Raw genomic sequence first — 15513 nt, forward strand, 5'->3', positions numbered from 1 at the left:
ACCTGAACAATGAATTTTGTCAAAACAAAAACTGCATCAATATCTTACAAATTATCCCAGCTTGCCTAATTTTTTGTATTCGTCCTGGAAATAGTATAGCTTTTTATCCGAATTTTGGATTTATGAATTATTCAGGTTAGATGCAGTTGAAAGACATCTTGAAATTGCTAAATCTCCAATTGTTGCTTTGTTTGAAGAAGACCCAGGTTTTCTAACAGCACACAGTTATCATACTGGGCTGCTTTGGGCACTAGAAAGCCTTGCATGGTTTCCTAAATACTTGTCAAGGGCAGCATTAATCCTTGCAAGGCTTTCTACAATGGACCCAGGAGGAAGTTTATCAAACAGACCAATTAATAGTTTATCCGAAATATTTAAATCATGGCACTATCAAACACTTGCATCATTTGAAGAAAGAATGCAAGTGCTGAAACTTATTTCCGAAAAAGAACCTGAAATAGCATGGAAAATTCTAATTCGCATGCTTCCCGATTCAATGCGGAGTGTAGCATTTCCTACCTACAAATGTAGATGGCGTATGTTTGAATTAGAAACAGAAAAACCGATAACTTACAAGGAGATTTACAAAACACATTCAGCGGTTGTTGAAATCTTAATTGCAATTTTTGATTTTACTGAATCGAAACTTGCAACACTAATTGAAGAGTCTGTTAACTTACTTCCTCATGAACGTAATAAGGTTCTATCGTTTGTTGAGAAAGTTGTACACGAAGTAAAACAAGTGGAATTTGTAGCTTGGCATACTCTTCGAAAAATTCTTTCTCATCATCGTTCATATCCAGATTCTCATTGGGCATTGCCAGAAAGTGAATTGGTTAGGCTTCAAAATCTTTACGATTTGCTGAAACCAGCCGATGAAATTAACTTAACGATTTGGATGTTCAATGAACAATGGCCAAACTTTCCCGAAGGTTACAAATATGAAAGAGGATCAGAAGATGAACAAGAAAAGCTCATTCATGAGAAGAGGATTAAAGGACTTACTGACATCTACCATAAATATGGGTTAGGGAAAATAATTGAACTCAGCGAGACGGTTAAAGAATCATGGATTTTAGGTGATGTATTAGGCCACATTGTAAACACAGATGAAGAAATAATAAAGTTATGTGAACTTCTTGTAAAAGAAAATTATGACCTTCGATTTATTCAAAGTTTCATATTCAGAAAATCTATCTTGAATAACCTTGATTGGGTTTTTATTCTGTTTGAAAAATTGGAAAAATTAGGATTTAGCAATTCATCTTTGGCGAAACTTCTTGTTCCATTAAATCAAACTCAAAAGCTTTGGGACTTTATTGAATCAACAGAAGAAGAAATAATACGTGAGTATTGGAAAGAAATTTACCCACGCTTTCTCGGAGTGACTCCTGACGAAAAAATCTTTGGGCTTAAAAAACTAATTGAACATAAGAGATTTCTAGGTGCAGTTCGCATTTGCTCTCACTTCGTTGAAGAAATTCCAAGCGAATTAATTGTTGAAATCCTTCATAGTGCAGGAACAGAAAAGACTGAAGAGCATGTTCTTTTAGATAGCTATCAGGTAAACCGCCTATTTGAAACTCTTGATAAAAGAAACGATATTGATCCAAGTATTCTGATACAACTTGAGTGGATTTTTCTCCCCCTATTGACTTCTTACGATAACAATAGAAAACCGAAACGACTACATGAAGAACTCAGTCGAAATCCAGCTTTTTTCATGGAAGTGTTAAAGTGGATTTACAAACCTGACGATGAATCTGAAATTGTAGAACTCAGAAATGGTTTGACCGATAAGCAAATACAAAACAGGGCAAGACAAGCTTATGATTTGCTCCATTCATGGAAAAAAATTCCAGGAGTTGATGAAACTGGAAAAATTGATTATGACTTTTTGAAAAATTGGGTCGATAAATTAAGAGAATTGGCAGCCGAATATGGACATATTGAGTTAGCAGACAATTATATCGGACAAGTATTAGCCCAGTATCCTGAAGAACAAGACAAAGTGTGGCCACCTGATGAAATATGTGATTTAATTGAAACCTTAAAATCTGACAACTTAAACAGGAACTTCTCGATAGCAACATTTAATAAAAATAGCTCATCCACACGTGGACCATTTGATGGTGGCGATATTGAGAGAGCAAAAACAAATTACTTTCACAAACTTGCAGATTCACACCGAAATAAATTTCCGACCATTGCAGGGATTTTTGAAAAATTAGCAAAGGGATTTGAAGAAGATGCGAAAAGAATGGATGAACAAGCGGAACGAGACCGACTTGAATACTAAAAATGAATAGGCTAATGTCCTGCTAAAATGGTACACTAAATACTATTATAATGAATTACAAAGAGCAACAACGGAAGAAGGCTATCAGACTCCGAGACGAAGTATTCAGAGATCCTGGATGTGGACAATTTCAAAATCTTGACCGAGAATTTGTCCTTAAAGACCCAGCCTTAAACATCTGGGCAGGTGTTAGAGATGATGTTATTAATTATTTCAAACGAAATAATATTCAATTCTGGGACACCAAAAACGAACCAACAGGACATTTACTTTCGTCGCAAATTGCCTGCTTAAACCATTTGTATTTTGTCCGGCAACGAAGAGACATTGCAACAGCAATTCTGCAAGGCATTGACAAGAAAGTAAGGAATGCTTTAATAATGAACAACGGATCAGATAGTGGCTATGTTGACTTTGAAATTATTGGGGCCAAAAATTACCTTGGTGAGAAAATACATACCCGAGGAGCAAACTCAACTTCGGTTGACGCAATGATGTTAGCAGGACTTGACAATGGATTACGCAAATTATACTTCATTGAATGGAAGTATGTAGAGAGTTACCCCAAAACTTCAAAAGCAGAGGGAGATAGCGGAAAAACAAGGATAAAAACTTATACTCCACTTTTAGCCCAATCCGACTGCCCAATTAATGTCACAGATGTTGAGGGACTTTTTACAGAACCATACTATCAATTGATGCGGCAAACTTTACTCGCACACGAGATGATTAAAGCTAAAGAATATGGAGCAGATTTATATTTTCATATACATGTAATTCCTAAAGACAATAAAGAATTAAAAGACACCAATACTGCAGAAGGAAAATTGATAGGAAAAACGCTTGAGGAAACTTGGAAAAACGTGTTGAAATCACCTGACCTATATAAAGCAATTGACCCAAAAGACTTTCTTGATCCAGCACGAGCATGTATAGATTGCATTGCACCCCTGACATATTTAGAACAACGGTACTGGAAATAAACCTTTAAAATTTAAAAGGGCACTGCTTATAACAAAATGACCGTCCAAGATTACATTGACAAACTAAATACCCGTTACAAAACCGGAATTTCCCGGGAGCATAGTTACCGGGGCGATCTTCAGAATTTAATGGAAACTCTTTACCCTGGTATTTTGGTTACCAACGAGCCTGCCCGTGTGGCCTGTGGCGCTCCCGACTATATCTTGACCCAAAAAAACATTCCTGTCGGTTACATCGAGGCCAAAGATTTGGGTGCTAATCTTGACGACAAAACCTATAAAGAACAATTCGATCGTTATCGTGTTTCGCTGCCCAATTTGATTTTCACTGATTATATTCAATTTCAATTATACCGGGATGGGGTTTTTGCAACTTCTGTTTCTATTGCAAAAATTGAAAATGAAAAAGTAATCGGTCAGCCGGATAATTATGACGATTTTAAAAATCTCATATCCGATTTCAGCACCTATAGTTCTCAAACCATCCGGTCAGCCGAAAAGCTTGCCAGGATGATGGCAGGCAAAGCACGGATGCTGGCTGCGATCATCGAGAAAGCGGTTGAAAGTGATGCATCGGAAGACGTAAATATGCTCTTCGAAGCGGCAAACAATACTTTGCGTGATCAGTTGGCTGCCTTCAAACAAGTGCTGATCTATGACATTAAACCAAAAGAGTTTGCCGACATCTATGCCCAGACCATTGCTTATGGCATGTTTGCCGCTCGTTTGCACGACCCGTCGCTCGAATCATTCACACGGCAGGAAGCGGCTGACCTTATTCCCAGAACAAATCCTTTTTTGCGAAAGCTGTTTCAATACGTCGCAGGTTACGATCTCGACGACCGCATAAAGTGGATCGTTGACGACCTGGCTGATATTTTCAGGGCTACTAATGTAGCTGAATTGCTCAGGGACTTTGGTAAGGCTACCCAGCAAAATGACCCGATGATTCACTTCTACGAAACTTTCCTGTCAGAATATAACCCTGCGCTTCGCAAAAGCCGTGGCGTATGGTACACGCCCGAACCTGTGGTGAGCTTTATTGTGCGTGCCGTAAATGATATTCTGATTACCGAGTTTGGTTTGCCACAAGGTTTAGCTGATAGCTCTAAAACCAAAATAACGGTAAAAATACCTACCCACGATAAGCGATACACCGCAGGGCAAAGAGATTACGAACAGGAAGTGCATAAAGTACAGATACTTGACCCTGCCGCCGGCACTGGCACTTTTCTTGCCGAAGTGGTAAAGCTCATATACAAAAGGTTTGAAGGACAGCAGGGCATTTGGAGCAACTATGTGGAAGAGCACCTGATACCGCGCCTGAATGGGTTCGAGATTCTGATGGCATCGTATGCCATGGCACACCTGAAACTTGATTTACTGCTAACGGAAACCGGCTATATACAGAAAAAAGAACAACGTTTCAGGGTTTATCTTACCAACAGCCTCGAAGACTATCACCCCGACACAGGAACTCTATTTGCTAATTGGCTAAGCACCGAAGCCAACGAAGCTAATCATGTGAAAAGGGATACGCCAGTGATGGTAGTATTGGGAAATCCGCCGTACTCTGTAAGCAGCAGCAATAAAGGGGAATGGATACAAAACCTAATTGCAGATTACAAGAAAGACCTAAACGAGAAGAAACTAAACCTTGATGATGATTACATCAAATTTATCCGATATGGGGAATATTTCATTGATAAAACAGGAGAAGGTATATTAGCTTTCATCTCAAACAACAGCTTTATTGACGGTGTTACGCACCGCCAAATGCGTAACCATTTGCTCGAAACATTTGACAAAATCTATATTCTCGATTTGCACGGAAACGCCAAGAAAAAAGAAACCGCACCTGATGGCTCATCTGAACAGAATGTATTTGATATTATGCAAGGTGTGAGCATAAACATTTTTGTAAAGAAGAAAAAATAATTGGAAATGCAATTGGCCAACATCCTGTTGGCCAACTTGAAGATGAAATTGTCGAACAACCAGTTCGACAAAGGGGGGCTTGTTGAACAAATCGTTGATTTATGACCAGTTTGAAATACGTTTCAATATTCCTACCTTTGTACTAAACAAAGCTATATGAAACCAAGAGTTTACATTGATACATCTGTTGTTGGCGGATATTTCGATGAAGAATTTGAAAATGATACCAAAAAGTTCTTTGAAAGAATTATTAACGAGGATTTCATTATCTATTTTTCGGAAATAAGCGAAACTGAATTATCATTAGCTCCTGCTTTTATCAAAGAGTTGAAGAACAAAATCCCAAAGTCATGTTACAGATATATTGAACTTGATGATGAATCGAAATATCTGGCTCAGGTCTATATAGACGAAAAAATTCTTGGTGTGGCAAGCTATAACGATGCATATCATATTGCTTTAGCTACTGTTAACCGTTTAGATGTCCTTGTAAGTTGGAATTTTAAGCATATCGTAAATTTTGATAAGATAAAATTGTTCAATTCGGTTAACATGAAATTGGGTTATCCTATTATTGATATTCGTTCACCTTTAGAATTTATTGACCATGAAAACAATGACTAAGAAATCATTTGATACAGTCAAATTTTTTCGTCAAATAAAAGAAAAATTGGCAGAAAAATTATCCTCAATGACCCTTAAAGAGCAAAAGGAATATTTGAGTAAAATTCGATCTGGAGAAATAAAGATTGAATAAGCGCCTCGTGCTCTGATAATCCACCTAACAATGAATAGCAAAAGAAAAGCACAGGTATTTCATTTTGACCTATATGGCAAGCGGGAGGCAAAATACCACTTCCTTAACCAACAATCAGTTGATAACATTCAATGGGCAGTTCTGGAAGTAAAAGAACCGTATTTCTTTTTTGTACCAAAGGATTTTAGTTTAGAGAGTAATTATCTGAAAGGATTTAAGGTAGATGAATTATTAATTCTAAATTCAAATGGTATTGAAACTAAGTGTGATTTATTAGCTATACATTTTGAAAAAAAATCATTACAAAAAGTCATAGACAATTTTAAGTCCGAAGATATTAATGATTTAAAAATCAAATATAAAGAAAAAGAAGAATCAAGTGGATGGAATTTTGCTGATGCAAAAGCGAGTATAATTTCAGACGTTTTCTACTTTCAAAAAATTCAATACCGTCCTTTTGATTATAGGGAAACAATCATTACCAAAAATTCAGGAGGTTTTATTGGTCGTTCAAGATTTGAAGTAATGCAGCATTTTCTTCAACCCAACTTAGGACTTATTATTCCTCGTCAAACTACTCAAGAATACAGGCATTGTTTTGTATCAAATATAATTGTTGAAGGAAACATTACAGCTAGTGCAAAATTATTTGGGACTGGTGCTATTTTCCCTTTGTATATCTATAACACAGAAGATATTATATATAAAACAACAAGAATTCCTAATCTTGATTTAAAAGTTGTCAACCTAATAGCTACAAATCTTGGTTTACAATTCACCAATGAAAAGGCAGAATCTGAAGTTACTTTCGCACCCATAGATATTCTCGATTACATCTACGCCATATTGCACAGCCCCACCTATCGCTCGAAATACAAAGAGTTTTTAAAGATAGATTTCCCCAGGGTTCCTTATCCGAAAGACCAAGTTACCTTTTGGCAATTGGTAAAGCTGGGCGGCGAGCTTAGACAAATACACCTGCTGGAAAGCCCGGTTGTGGAAAAGTTCATTACCACCTACCCACATGACGGTTCAAATGAAGTAAACAAACTTAAATACGAAGGCGGTAAAGTGTGGATAAACGTTCAGCAATATTTCAACAATGTTCCTCTGATAGCATGGAATTTCTACATCGGCGGCTACCAGCCCGCCCAAAAATGGCTCAAAGACCGCAAAGGGCGTGAATTGTCGTTTGAAGATATTTTGCATTATCAAAAAATAATTGTCGCTTTAACAGAAACAGACAGAATTATGTCTGAAATAAAAAAAATAGAAATAGAATAACAAGAAACATTAACTATAACAGGATTTTATAAAATGGCAGATGAAATTGTTAATTGAGCAGTGTGAATCTAATCAACTTTTTTGGTGGTTTGATGCAGTTGTACTTCGAATACCACTACTTCGCCAAGCCCCGGACCGTTAAGTAAGATAGCCAGCCTTCATTAAATTAAAATATCATGAATAAATTTCAGTACTCGCCACCCAAAAATGCACCAGTTACATCAGAAGATCTGCTTAAAGATTTACAATCAGTTGCTGGAAAATTGAACACTAAAAAAATATCTCAAAGTCTTTATTTAAAAAACGGGAAATATGGCTCAACAACCATTAAAAGACGTTTTGGTACATGGAATAAAGCATTATTTAAAGCAAACTTAAAATTAGCAAAAATCAATTACCATTCAAACAAGAAACTATTCGAAAATTTACTAAACGTCTGGCAGAGAAAAGGCGCACAACCTAGACAAAGTGATATAGACTCCAGTATGTCAGAAATTAAATCTGGAGTTTACAAAAAACGTTTCGGCAACTGGACAACTGCTGTCAAAAAATTCATTGAATATGCTAACGAAAAAGATATTTCAGCAACTGAAAAACATGATACTAAAATATCTAAGAAAAAAACTAGCAGAAATCCTTCATTGCGTCTTCGTTTCAATGTTTTAAAGAGAGATAATTTTTCATGCGTTAAATGTGGAGCAAGTCCAGCAAAAAATCCAAGTGTTGTTTTAGAGATTGATCATATAATACCTTGGAGTAAGGATGGTGAGACTGAAATTTCTAATTTACAAACATTGTGTCAAAATTGTAATTTAGGTAAAAGTAACCTTGATTGAGGACATGCTACAATCGCCTAAAAACGGGCTGGCCAGTTCGCTCACTACATAAGATTATTTTTTAACTCACCACATGAAATAGTACTTATCACGATCATAATTGCAGCAAGTGTAGATTCCAGATGATACTGACCCCCCATTCCAGAGCAAGCTAACCCCCCATTCCGGGATACAGACCCCCTGTTTTGAAATGATGTCATTGAGGACAAAATGTTAAAGATTAGTCAATTGTTTTTTGTATTAAAAAATGCCAACTTCCTCCACTTTTGTCCGGGAGGTTCATGCTAACAGTTATTCGGGATTCTATTATTGCTCCCTGCGCACGCCTTTGTGTGGCTGTCCGTTTTGGTTCACATCAATAACGTGTCCGGTTTCCTTATCACGTTTATACCAATTCCCATTAGGATGTTGGAACTGCGAATGGTCTCTGACCGCACCATTTCTGTGTCCATCACCGGTTTTACCATTCTTTGCCATGATTCACCATTTTTATAACTCATAAGCTATTTAATACTAAGGCGCTTATGATTTGCCCAAGGAATAAATTTGGTAGTCTTATAAATATTTCTACTTTTAGGATTGAAAATATTATCCCGCCAGGGAAATAAATTTCAACCTCCGAAGCTTTATTCCATAGACTTCGGCATTTTTATTTAAACCATTTTAGCAGCTCATCTATTTCATCGTGGGGCAAACCGGTATTTATTAGTTTCAACTTCTCCAATAATTCAGCCCCTTTGACCTTTGTTATTATCTCTTTTTCAACAAGTACGCTAATTACCCAAATGCTTCCATGTACCTCAAGTTTCAAATCTTCGGTTTCTTTTCGCAACTTTTTGTCACCTGTAAGCAGTGGACATTTTAGTTGGTGCGATTTCCAAAGAACTGTTTTATCGGTTATTCCTTTGAAAAATCGCTTGGTTGGGAAGTTGTGTATTTCTTCAATCTCGTTGGCCGTGAGTTTAAAAACGTTAAGCTTCTTTGCCCTTATAAACGATTCAATTTGTTCTTTCTGGTCTGATTCCACTATTTCTTTGACCACAAAATCGGTTGTGCAAATTTCAAAGTCCAACGCAAAAAACTCCGGCAATGCACCAATGCTGATGATGTCGAAAAAAACGTTTGCGTCTGTTATGATCAGCTTCATACCAAGGGTTGCATTTGTTCTCTGAATCGCCATACCGAAGTGCCTGCAAAATAGGCTGCTTCATTTACAGAAATTAACTCTTTACCTAAAGCCAAATATATCAATCGCTCAAAGCGAACAGGTTTTTCCTTGCTCCGGTAATGACCGGGTTCTTTCCCGGGTTCATGCAATTTTCGTTGCCTGTAACCTATGTTTAGTTGTTTATAAACATAGTCGTTAATTATTCCTAACTGTAATGCACGGGAAAATATAGCTGAAAACGATATACCCCAACGTTCTTTTATTAAAGCCAGTTCGTTTTGATAAAAATGAAAACGGTCTTTATGCAGGTCTTTACGTGCCATATCTGCGGGATACAACAACGCACAGGCAAAGGCATGACAAAGTTTTTCTTCACTTTTAGGTTCAATGTCCTTCGGGAAAGTAAGGGCATGATGCGCCAGTTCGTGAAGAGTAGTAAAACGTTTTCTTACAATATCGTCGTCCGGTGGTGATTTCCGTAGAACAATTAACCTTTGGATTCCGGTATCCGCTTTTAAACCGTCAAACGAGTCCGGAGCTTCAATTTCAGTGACTTTATAACCCTTATCTTCGAGCATTTCAACTACATCTGGAATGGGGTCGTACCCTAAATTCCATTCTTTACGTAATGCTTGTGCCGCATCTTCGGCTTCTTTGGCATTCGTTATAATAGTTGGATATTCAAAGTAGGAGGCAGGCTCCACTAAATTTAGTATGTTTTCGAGTTCAAAATATCGTTCAAATGCTTCTTTAGCCTTTTCTTTAATTGACTCTTGCTCGGTTTTCGATAATTTTGAATGGTATTCTCTAAAGTCAACATTCTTTAATTCAACCGCAACAGCTGGTTCAGAGAAAAAGAAATCTACCGGAACATTTAAAATGCCCGCAAGCGAAATAATTAAATCACTGTCAGGTTTCATTTTACCCTGCTCATACTTATTCAGCGACTGTTTAGATACTACATTACCCAGCCTGTCGGCTAAGTTTTGTAGCGATAAACCCGCCATTTTACGGGCTGCTATAAGTCTGATAGCAAAATTGTTTTTCATGGTTGTTTATTGGTTTATGTTGACAAAATTAATAAAAAAATATTAATCGTCTACAATTATTGTATAATATTTATCAACAATGTAAACCTATTTTAAATTTTTGGATCATAACAATGATACGTACCTAAGCCCCTCCAATTTTCAGGACAACTTTAAAATAGAGATTTCCGGGATTAGGTAATGTTATGCTGTGGAATTATTGTGAGTAGGCAACGTTAAAACCTATACCTCCAAAACCGTAAACTCCCTTTTTCCATGGTTTTCCTATCAGGCTGCCATACGTTTTATAACCTAAACTTGCCAGCACATTGACTCTTTTAAACTTATATTGAATGCCGGAAGTTATGTTGAATCCATTTTTGTTCCAATAATCTCCCTGAAAGTTTAAAATCAGGTGATCTGATGCCTTAACTTCAGATATCTCTGCTCCAAAGCCATAGATGTTTTCAACTAAATTTCCTCCATGTCTGTAATAAATAGAAAATGGCAATTTATTTTTATACAGAAAATGCATGTCAAAATAATTTTCAATGCCCCACATGCCCATATTGGCACGAATGGATGGCATAAATTTTATTTTTCCGGCGGGTATCATAAAAACATTGGAATATAAATCACCGGTCAGGATATATTTTACTGAAGCATATAAACTGTTAATTATCGATGGATCGAACAAGGCAAGTAAATAGGATGTTCGCATCCTCTTAAACTGGTCTGCTAAAAAATCATTTTTGTACAAACTTATATCGTCAGGCTCCCATAGCCATATGCTGTCTTTTGGTAACCATGAATCATAGTAACCATATTGTTCTGCAAGTGTTATAGTAAATCCTAATGGATCAAATTTCAAAGGTGACCGGTCCTTACTATAATTGTCTTTCTTCTCATTTAACCATTGGTTTGGATCTTTTTCAAAGCCTTTTACTCTTGAATAATAGTTATATCCATCAACATATTTTGCCCCTATTTGAAAAATTGAATAATGAGGCGGAATGGGTTTTCCGGAATACATATCTTTTATCTGTTGATAGGATACCAGAGTTGATAATTCAGGGCCTGCAGTTGTAATCATAAGCCGTTCAACAGGGGTATTCTCATTCAGCTTGGTATTAACTGTGTAATATCCCCCCATGAATTTTGCCTCAAGATGAATTTTTATATCCTCGACTCCACTTTCTTTACCTCTCAGGTAATGAGCCGTCTCATGTGGAATGGTAATGAGTATCCATGTGCCGATAGAACCTTGAAATCCCAGATTTAGGAAGCGGACAACCCAATTGTTGATATATTTGGAATGACTATTGGCAATACCATAATTCATCTGTTCAAATAAAAGAGATGAAGTTGAATGAATATTTATGGATAGAGCTTCAATATTTGGTTTATTTCCCCATACAAATTGATAATTTCGTTCAGTTTGTAATGAATCCTGAGCAATAAGCCTGGAAGAGACTAGAACCAATGTTAATGACAGATACTTAAATAAAACAGATGTTCTCATTTCTTGCAGTGTATTTTACAGTTCGTATTTTCCGGAATATCCCTTTAAGGCTCCTTTTATGATTTGAGATATTTCCCGGGCTAAAAAGTTATCGGAAAACTTAATATCAGAATGAAAACAACAATTACTCTTTGTTTTATCTCTGATATTTTACAAAAAGACAATAAAAAAAAATAAGGGTTGCATATATAATTCAGACAATGTTGCCTGATACGAGCTTAGGGTAATGGCGGGTGACTTGTCGGGGCGTTCGAGAGTCCCGAAAGACAGCCGCAGTCATTAAGACCTTCAACTGCCTCAAAAATAAAATGATAAAATATGTAATATGTGGGATATTTTACACTATCTTTGCTGTTCAAGTTGAGAAGTAGTTGGATTATACCAATTGCGCTCAAGAGTTTTATAATTTTTTTATTAATTTTAATTTTAAATTTTCATGAACATTTTTGTTTCAAATTTAAGTTTCGGAGTTAACAGCGAAGACTTAAAGCAGTTATTTGCCGAGCATGGCGAAGTAACATCAGCCAATGTGATTACCGATAAATTTTCGGGCAGATCAAGAGGTTTCGGATTCGTAGAGATGAAAAACGATGAAGAAGCCAAGAAAGCCATTGAAGAATTGAACCAGGCAGAATTTGATGGCAAAGTCATTTCCGTATCGATAGCTAAACCTAGAACAGAACGGAGAGATAGTCCAGGCGGCGAAAGACGTAATTTCAGCCGATATTGATCAGTCATCTTCGGAGCCCCGCATTCTGCGGGATAAACTCCGCAGCATCCCGCAGAGCGAAGCGAATGCGGGAACGGCAATCGACAATAGGCAGTCAGGAAATGACTGCCTATTTTTTTAATGAGACTCAAATTTTACAAACAAAGTGCAATAAAATTTGTAAGTCGAATTAATCCCGACTGCGAAGCGAGTCGGGATCAGTTATATATCCCGAAGCTTATGTATGCTTCCCCTAATTGGAAACCTTTAATTTTAGATTTTTTTCTGTTTTTGTCCCCTGTTGAGAAATAGGAAATCCTGATCGCAAGAAGGCTCTTTAGGTTAGCAAAAAAGCATAATACCTATTCAGATGCTTAACGAACTATGTGGCATTTGATGTGTAAAGTCCGTTAGTAAAAGATTATTAGCAACTTTCGAAATATAGAGAAAAAAGAAACAATAATTTGATCCAATTTGTCGTATAGAGACGAGTCTAAGCTACATCTAAAAGGGGAGAAAATAACATGATGAAAAAAAATATTGCATTAGTATTATCCAGTGGTGGTGCAAGAGGTTTTGCACATATTGGAGTCATTAATGTGCTGGAAAAGAACGGTTTTACCATCACCTCAATCGCCGGAACTTCTATGGGTGCATTGGTTGGCGGCATATATGCCACAGGCCAGTTCAACCTTTTTGAGGAATGGGTAAGCTCGTTGAATATTAAGGAAGTACTTAAACTAACTGATTTTTCCATTAGCAATAAAGGACTTTTAAAGGGCTCAAGAATAATAAAGAAAATGAAAGAACTTGTGCCTGACAGAAATATAGAAGACCTGCCTATTCCCTTTTGTTCGGTGGCTACTGATATAATTAATGGCACTGAAACAGTCTTTACGGAAGGAAACCTGTACGATGCCATCAGGGCATCAATATCGATACCTACTGTTTTTCAACCTTTTAAAGTAGGAGATAATTATTTTGTGGATGGCGGTGTATTAAATCCTATTCCAATCGACCGTGTTAAGCGGCAAACAGATGATTTGCTGGTTGTAGTGGATGTAAACGCACAGATACCCTATGAAAAAAGGAAAGTAACTGAAGAAAAACTATTGTATAATAGGTATTTCGAGCAAATCAAAATGATACGTAATAAACTGAATACGACTATTCCAAGAAATAAAACAGACCATATAGGTATTTTTAATTTAACCAATAGAAGCATCAGCCTGATGTTGCATAAAATTTCATTACTGACTCTTGAAAAACACCAACCTGACCTGTTAATTAACATTTCAAGACATTCATTTGGCACGTACGATTTTTACAAGCAAAAGATATCATTAAAGAGGGTGAATTGGCTGCACAAAAGGCTATAGAGCGTCAATTAAAATAATTCAGATTATTAAGCATGAAATATGAAGCATGAAATATTAAATACTTATGACGCCAGCCTGAAGGCTGTCTCAAAATCACAGCCTGTGCGTCCAATGTCGCAATGAGACAGGAATACTTTAAATCTAAATCATCATCATCCGTCCATTTCTCCTTACTTTACCAGCGAATTACCAGGTGGCGTTTGTGAACGTGCGTTCACCTGGTATTCCCCTTCCCATTTGGCGATGACGACTGTAGCCAGGCAGTTCCCAATGACATTGACGCCAGTGCGGGCCATATCCATTAGCTCATCGATGCCCAGGATGATGAATATCGGCCATGTAGGAAGTCCAAAGCTGGCGGCCGTGCCCAGCAGGATCACCAGCGAGGCTCGCGGCACAGCAGCAACACCTTTGCTGGTGAGCATCAGGGTGAGCATCATGACGATCTGTGTCTGAAAGGAGAGGTGCACACCAGCCATATTGGCTAAAAAAATTGACGCCATAGCCAGGTATAGCGCAGTGCCGTCGAGGTTGAAGCTGTAACCTGTAGGGATCACAAATGCGACGATTTTGCGTGGTATGCCGAATTCCTCCATGTTCTCCATTGCCCGCGGCAACGCCGATTCACTGCTGGTAGTGGCAAAAGCTATCGTTGCCGGCTCAGCCACCGCCCTGATAAATTTACGAAGCGGTATCTTCAGAAATAAGATGATGGGCAGCAGAACACAGAGTAGAAAAATAAGCAGTGCCACATACAGCGTAGCCAGCAGCTCGAATAGATTTAGCAGGACATTCAGACCCATATGACCAACGCTATAAGCCATAGCCGAAAATACAGCAACAGGAGCAAAGAGCATGACCATGTTGGTGAACTTAAACATCACCACCGACAAAGCCTCGGTGAAGCGCAGCACAGGCGAGCGGAACTGCTCCTTCACCATAGCCACTGCGATGCCAAACAGGATGCTGAAGACGACGATCTGCAGAACCTGCCCTTCGGCAATGGCCTTGGCGATATTCTCGGGGAAGATGTGGAGGATGACATCACGGGCATCCTGACTGGTCACTTCAGGCAGCGCACCCTGTGTCATCTCAGCAGGCACCTGCACCCCTATGCCGGCGCCGCTGATGTTGATGGCTGCCAGGCCAATGAAAAGAGCTATTGTGGATACCACCTCGAAATAAACCAGCGACTTCCAGCCCATGCGTCCTACCTGCTTCAGCGTGGCATGACCAGCAATGCCGGTCACCAGCGTGCCGAAAAGCAACGGCGCAATAATGGTCTTCACCAGGTGAATGAATATCTGGCTCACAATATTCAACTCCTTTGCTATCACCGGAACATCATAGCCGAATTCCACGCCCATCAGCATGCTGACAAAAATCCAGGTCGTAAGCTTTTTCTTTTTGGTGGCGTAGAGCAAATAAAAGATCAGAGGAATCCAGCGAAGGGCGATGAGAATACCTATGGGCAAGTTGATAGCTGTATAATGATTCACCACGTGGATCACGATGGCCAGCGTCAGCGAGATCAGGAACCACTGAAGAAGCTTTTTAGAAGTCAGCATGCATTAAGGTTTGGATGAGATGGCCAAAGATAAGAAAAATGA

The 15513-nt window shown here is 38.0% G+C and carries 14 protein-coding genes; 9 read left to right on the top strand and 5 right to left on the bottom strand.

Annotated features, from left to right (window positions below; genetic code table 11):
- The first annotated feature begins 187 nt into the window (after nt 1-187).
- The 7 genes from NT175_06955 (at nt 188) to NT175_06985 (ending at nt 8097) form a co-directional block, all read left to right on the top strand.
- Complete coding sequence (locus tag NT175_06955; protein MCX6234451.1) at nt 188-2299, top strand: hypothetical protein; 2112 nt, start codon at nt 188-190, stop codon at nt 2297-2299.
- A 50-nt stretch (nt 2300-2349) separates the two neighbouring features.
- Complete coding sequence (locus NT175_06960) at nt 2350-3282, top strand: hypothetical protein (GenBank protein ID MCX6234452.1); 933 nt, start codon at nt 2350-2352, stop codon at nt 3280-3282.
- Between the two features lie 36 nt (nt 3283-3318).
- The gene (locus NT175_06965) at nt 3319-5220 is read left to right on the top strand and encodes an adenine specific DNA methyltransferase (protein ID MCX6234453.1); all 1902 of its coding nucleotides are present in this window, start codon (nt 3319-3321) and stop codon (nt 5218-5220) included.
- Between the two features lie 156 nt (nt 5221-5376).
- Nucleotides 5377-5844: a PIN domain-containing protein gene (locus NT175_06970; GenBank protein ID MCX6234454.1), complete on the top strand. Its 468-nt coding sequence runs from the start codon at nt 5377-5379 to the stop codon at nt 5842-5844.
- Nucleotides 5828-5977 carry a hypothetical protein gene (locus tag NT175_06975; GenBank protein ID MCX6234455.1) on the top strand — a complete coding sequence of 50 codons (150 nt, stop codon included), beginning with the start codon at nt 5828-5830 and terminating at the stop codon, nt 5975-5977. The genes NT175_06970 and NT175_06975 overlap by 17 nt, the downstream gene beginning before the upstream one ends.
- Nucleotides 5978-6007: 30 nt before the next feature.
- Entirely contained in the window at nt 6008-7261 is a 1254-nt protein-coding gene (locus tag NT175_06980) for a hypothetical protein (GenBank protein ID MCX6234456.1), read from the top strand.
- 176 nt (nt 7262-7437) lie between these two features.
- Nucleotides 7438-8097 carry an HNH endonuclease gene (locus tag NT175_06985; GenBank protein MCX6234457.1) on the top strand — a complete coding sequence of 220 codons (660 nt, stop codon included), beginning with the start codon at nt 7438-7440 and terminating at the stop codon, nt 8095-8097.
- 306 nt (nt 8098-8403) lie between these two features.
- Here the strand turns inward: NT175_06985 and NT175_06990 are convergent, their stop codons facing one another.
- From NT175_06990 to NT175_07005, 4 genes are all read right to left on the bottom strand, one after another.
- Nucleotides 8404-8574: a hypothetical protein gene (locus NT175_06990; GenBank protein MCX6234458.1), complete on the bottom strand. Its 171-nt coding sequence runs from the start codon at nt 8572-8574 to the stop codon at nt 8404-8406.
- A gap of 172 nt (nt 8575-8746) precedes the next feature.
- Nucleotides 8747-9277: a hypothetical protein gene (locus NT175_06995; GenBank protein ID MCX6234459.1), complete on the bottom strand. Its 531-nt coding sequence runs from the start codon at nt 9275-9277 to the stop codon at nt 8747-8749.
- The gene (locus tag NT175_07000; GenBank protein MCX6234460.1) at nt 9241-10314 is read right to left on the bottom strand and encodes an XRE family transcriptional regulator; all 1074 of its coding nucleotides are present in this window, start codon (nt 10312-10314) and stop codon (nt 9241-9243) included. Before NT175_07000 ends, NT175_06995 begins: the two co-directional genes overlap by 37 nt.
- Before the next feature lie 196 nt (nt 10315-10510).
- Nucleotides 10511-11815, bottom strand: coding sequence for a hypothetical protein (locus NT175_07005; protein MCX6234461.1), 1305 nt, complete (start codon nt 11813-11815; stop codon nt 10511-10513).
- 436 nt (nt 11816-12251) lie between these two features.
- Between NT175_07005 and NT175_07010 the strand changes: the two genes are divergently transcribed.
- Together NT175_07010 and NT175_07015 are read left to right on the top strand one after the other, a co-directional pair.
- Nucleotides 12252-12545: an RNA-binding protein gene (locus NT175_07010; protein MCX6234462.1), complete on the top strand. Its 294-nt coding sequence runs from the start codon at nt 12252-12254 to the stop codon at nt 12543-12545.
- Nucleotides 12546-13051: 506 nt separating this feature from the next.
- A complete protein-coding gene (locus NT175_07015; GenBank protein ID MCX6234463.1) occupies nt 13052-13903 on the top strand; it encodes a patatin-like phospholipase family protein in 852 nt (283 codons plus the stop codon).
- A gap of 170 nt (nt 13904-14073) precedes the next feature.
- On the opposite strand, the gene NT175_07020 is transcribed toward NT175_07015, so the two are convergent.
- Nucleotides 14074-15471, bottom strand: a complete 1398-nt coding sequence (locus tag NT175_07020) for a cation:dicarboxylase symporter family transporter (protein MCX6234464.1) — start codon at nt 15469-15471, stop codon at nt 14074-14076.
- Between the last annotated feature and the right edge of the window lie 42 nt (nt 15472-15513).

Source organism: Bacteroidota bacterium, assembly GCA_026391695.1.
Lineage (GTDB): Bacteria > Bacteroidota > Bacteroidia > Bacteroidales > JAGONC01 > JAPLDP01.

Coding starts and splice junctions, on each gene's coding strand:
- NT175_07010 (MCX6234462.1), top strand. CDS start 12,252: ATGAACATTTTTGTTTCAAATTTAAGTTTCGGAGTTAACAGCGAAGAC.
- NT175_07000 (MCX6234460.1), bottom strand. CDS start 10,314: ATGAAAAACAATTTTGCTATCAGACTTATAGCAGCCCGTAAAATGGCG.
- NT175_06975 (MCX6234455.1), top strand. CDS start 5,828: ATGAAAACAATGACTAAGAAATCATTTGATACAGTCAAATTTTTTCGT.
- NT175_06965 (MCX6234453.1), top strand. CDS start 3,319: ATGACCGTCCAAGATTACATTGACAAACTAAATACCCGTTACAAAACC.
- NT175_06960 (MCX6234452.1), top strand. CDS start 2,350: ATGAATTACAAAGAGCAACAACGGAAGAAGGCTATCAGACTCCGAGAC.
- NT175_07005 (MCX6234461.1), bottom strand. CDS start 11,815: ATGAGAACATCTGTTTTATTTAAGTATCTGTCATTAACATTGGTTCTA.
- NT175_06990 (MCX6234458.1), bottom strand. CDS start 8,574: ATGGCAAAGAATGGTAAAACCGGTGATGGACACAGAAATGGTGCGGTC.
- NT175_06970 (MCX6234454.1), top strand. CDS start 5,377: ATGAAACCAAGAGTTTACATTGATACATCTGTTGTTGGCGGATATTTC.
- NT175_07015 (MCX6234463.1), top strand. CDS start 13,052: ATGAAAAAAAATATTGCATTAGTATTATCCAGTGGTGGTGCAAGAGGT.
- NT175_07020 (MCX6234464.1), bottom strand. CDS start 15,471: ATGCTGACTTCTAAAAAGCTTCTTCAGTGGTTCCTGATCTCGCTGACG.
- NT175_06995 (MCX6234459.1), bottom strand. CDS start 9,277: ATGGCGATTCAGAGAACAAATGCAACCCTTGGTATGAAGCTGATCATA.
- NT175_06980 (MCX6234456.1), top strand. CDS start 6,008: ATGAATAGCAAAAGAAAAGCACAGGTATTTCATTTTGACCTATATGGC.
- NT175_06985 (MCX6234457.1), top strand. CDS start 7,438: ATGAATAAATTTCAGTACTCGCCACCCAAAAATGCACCAGTTACATCA.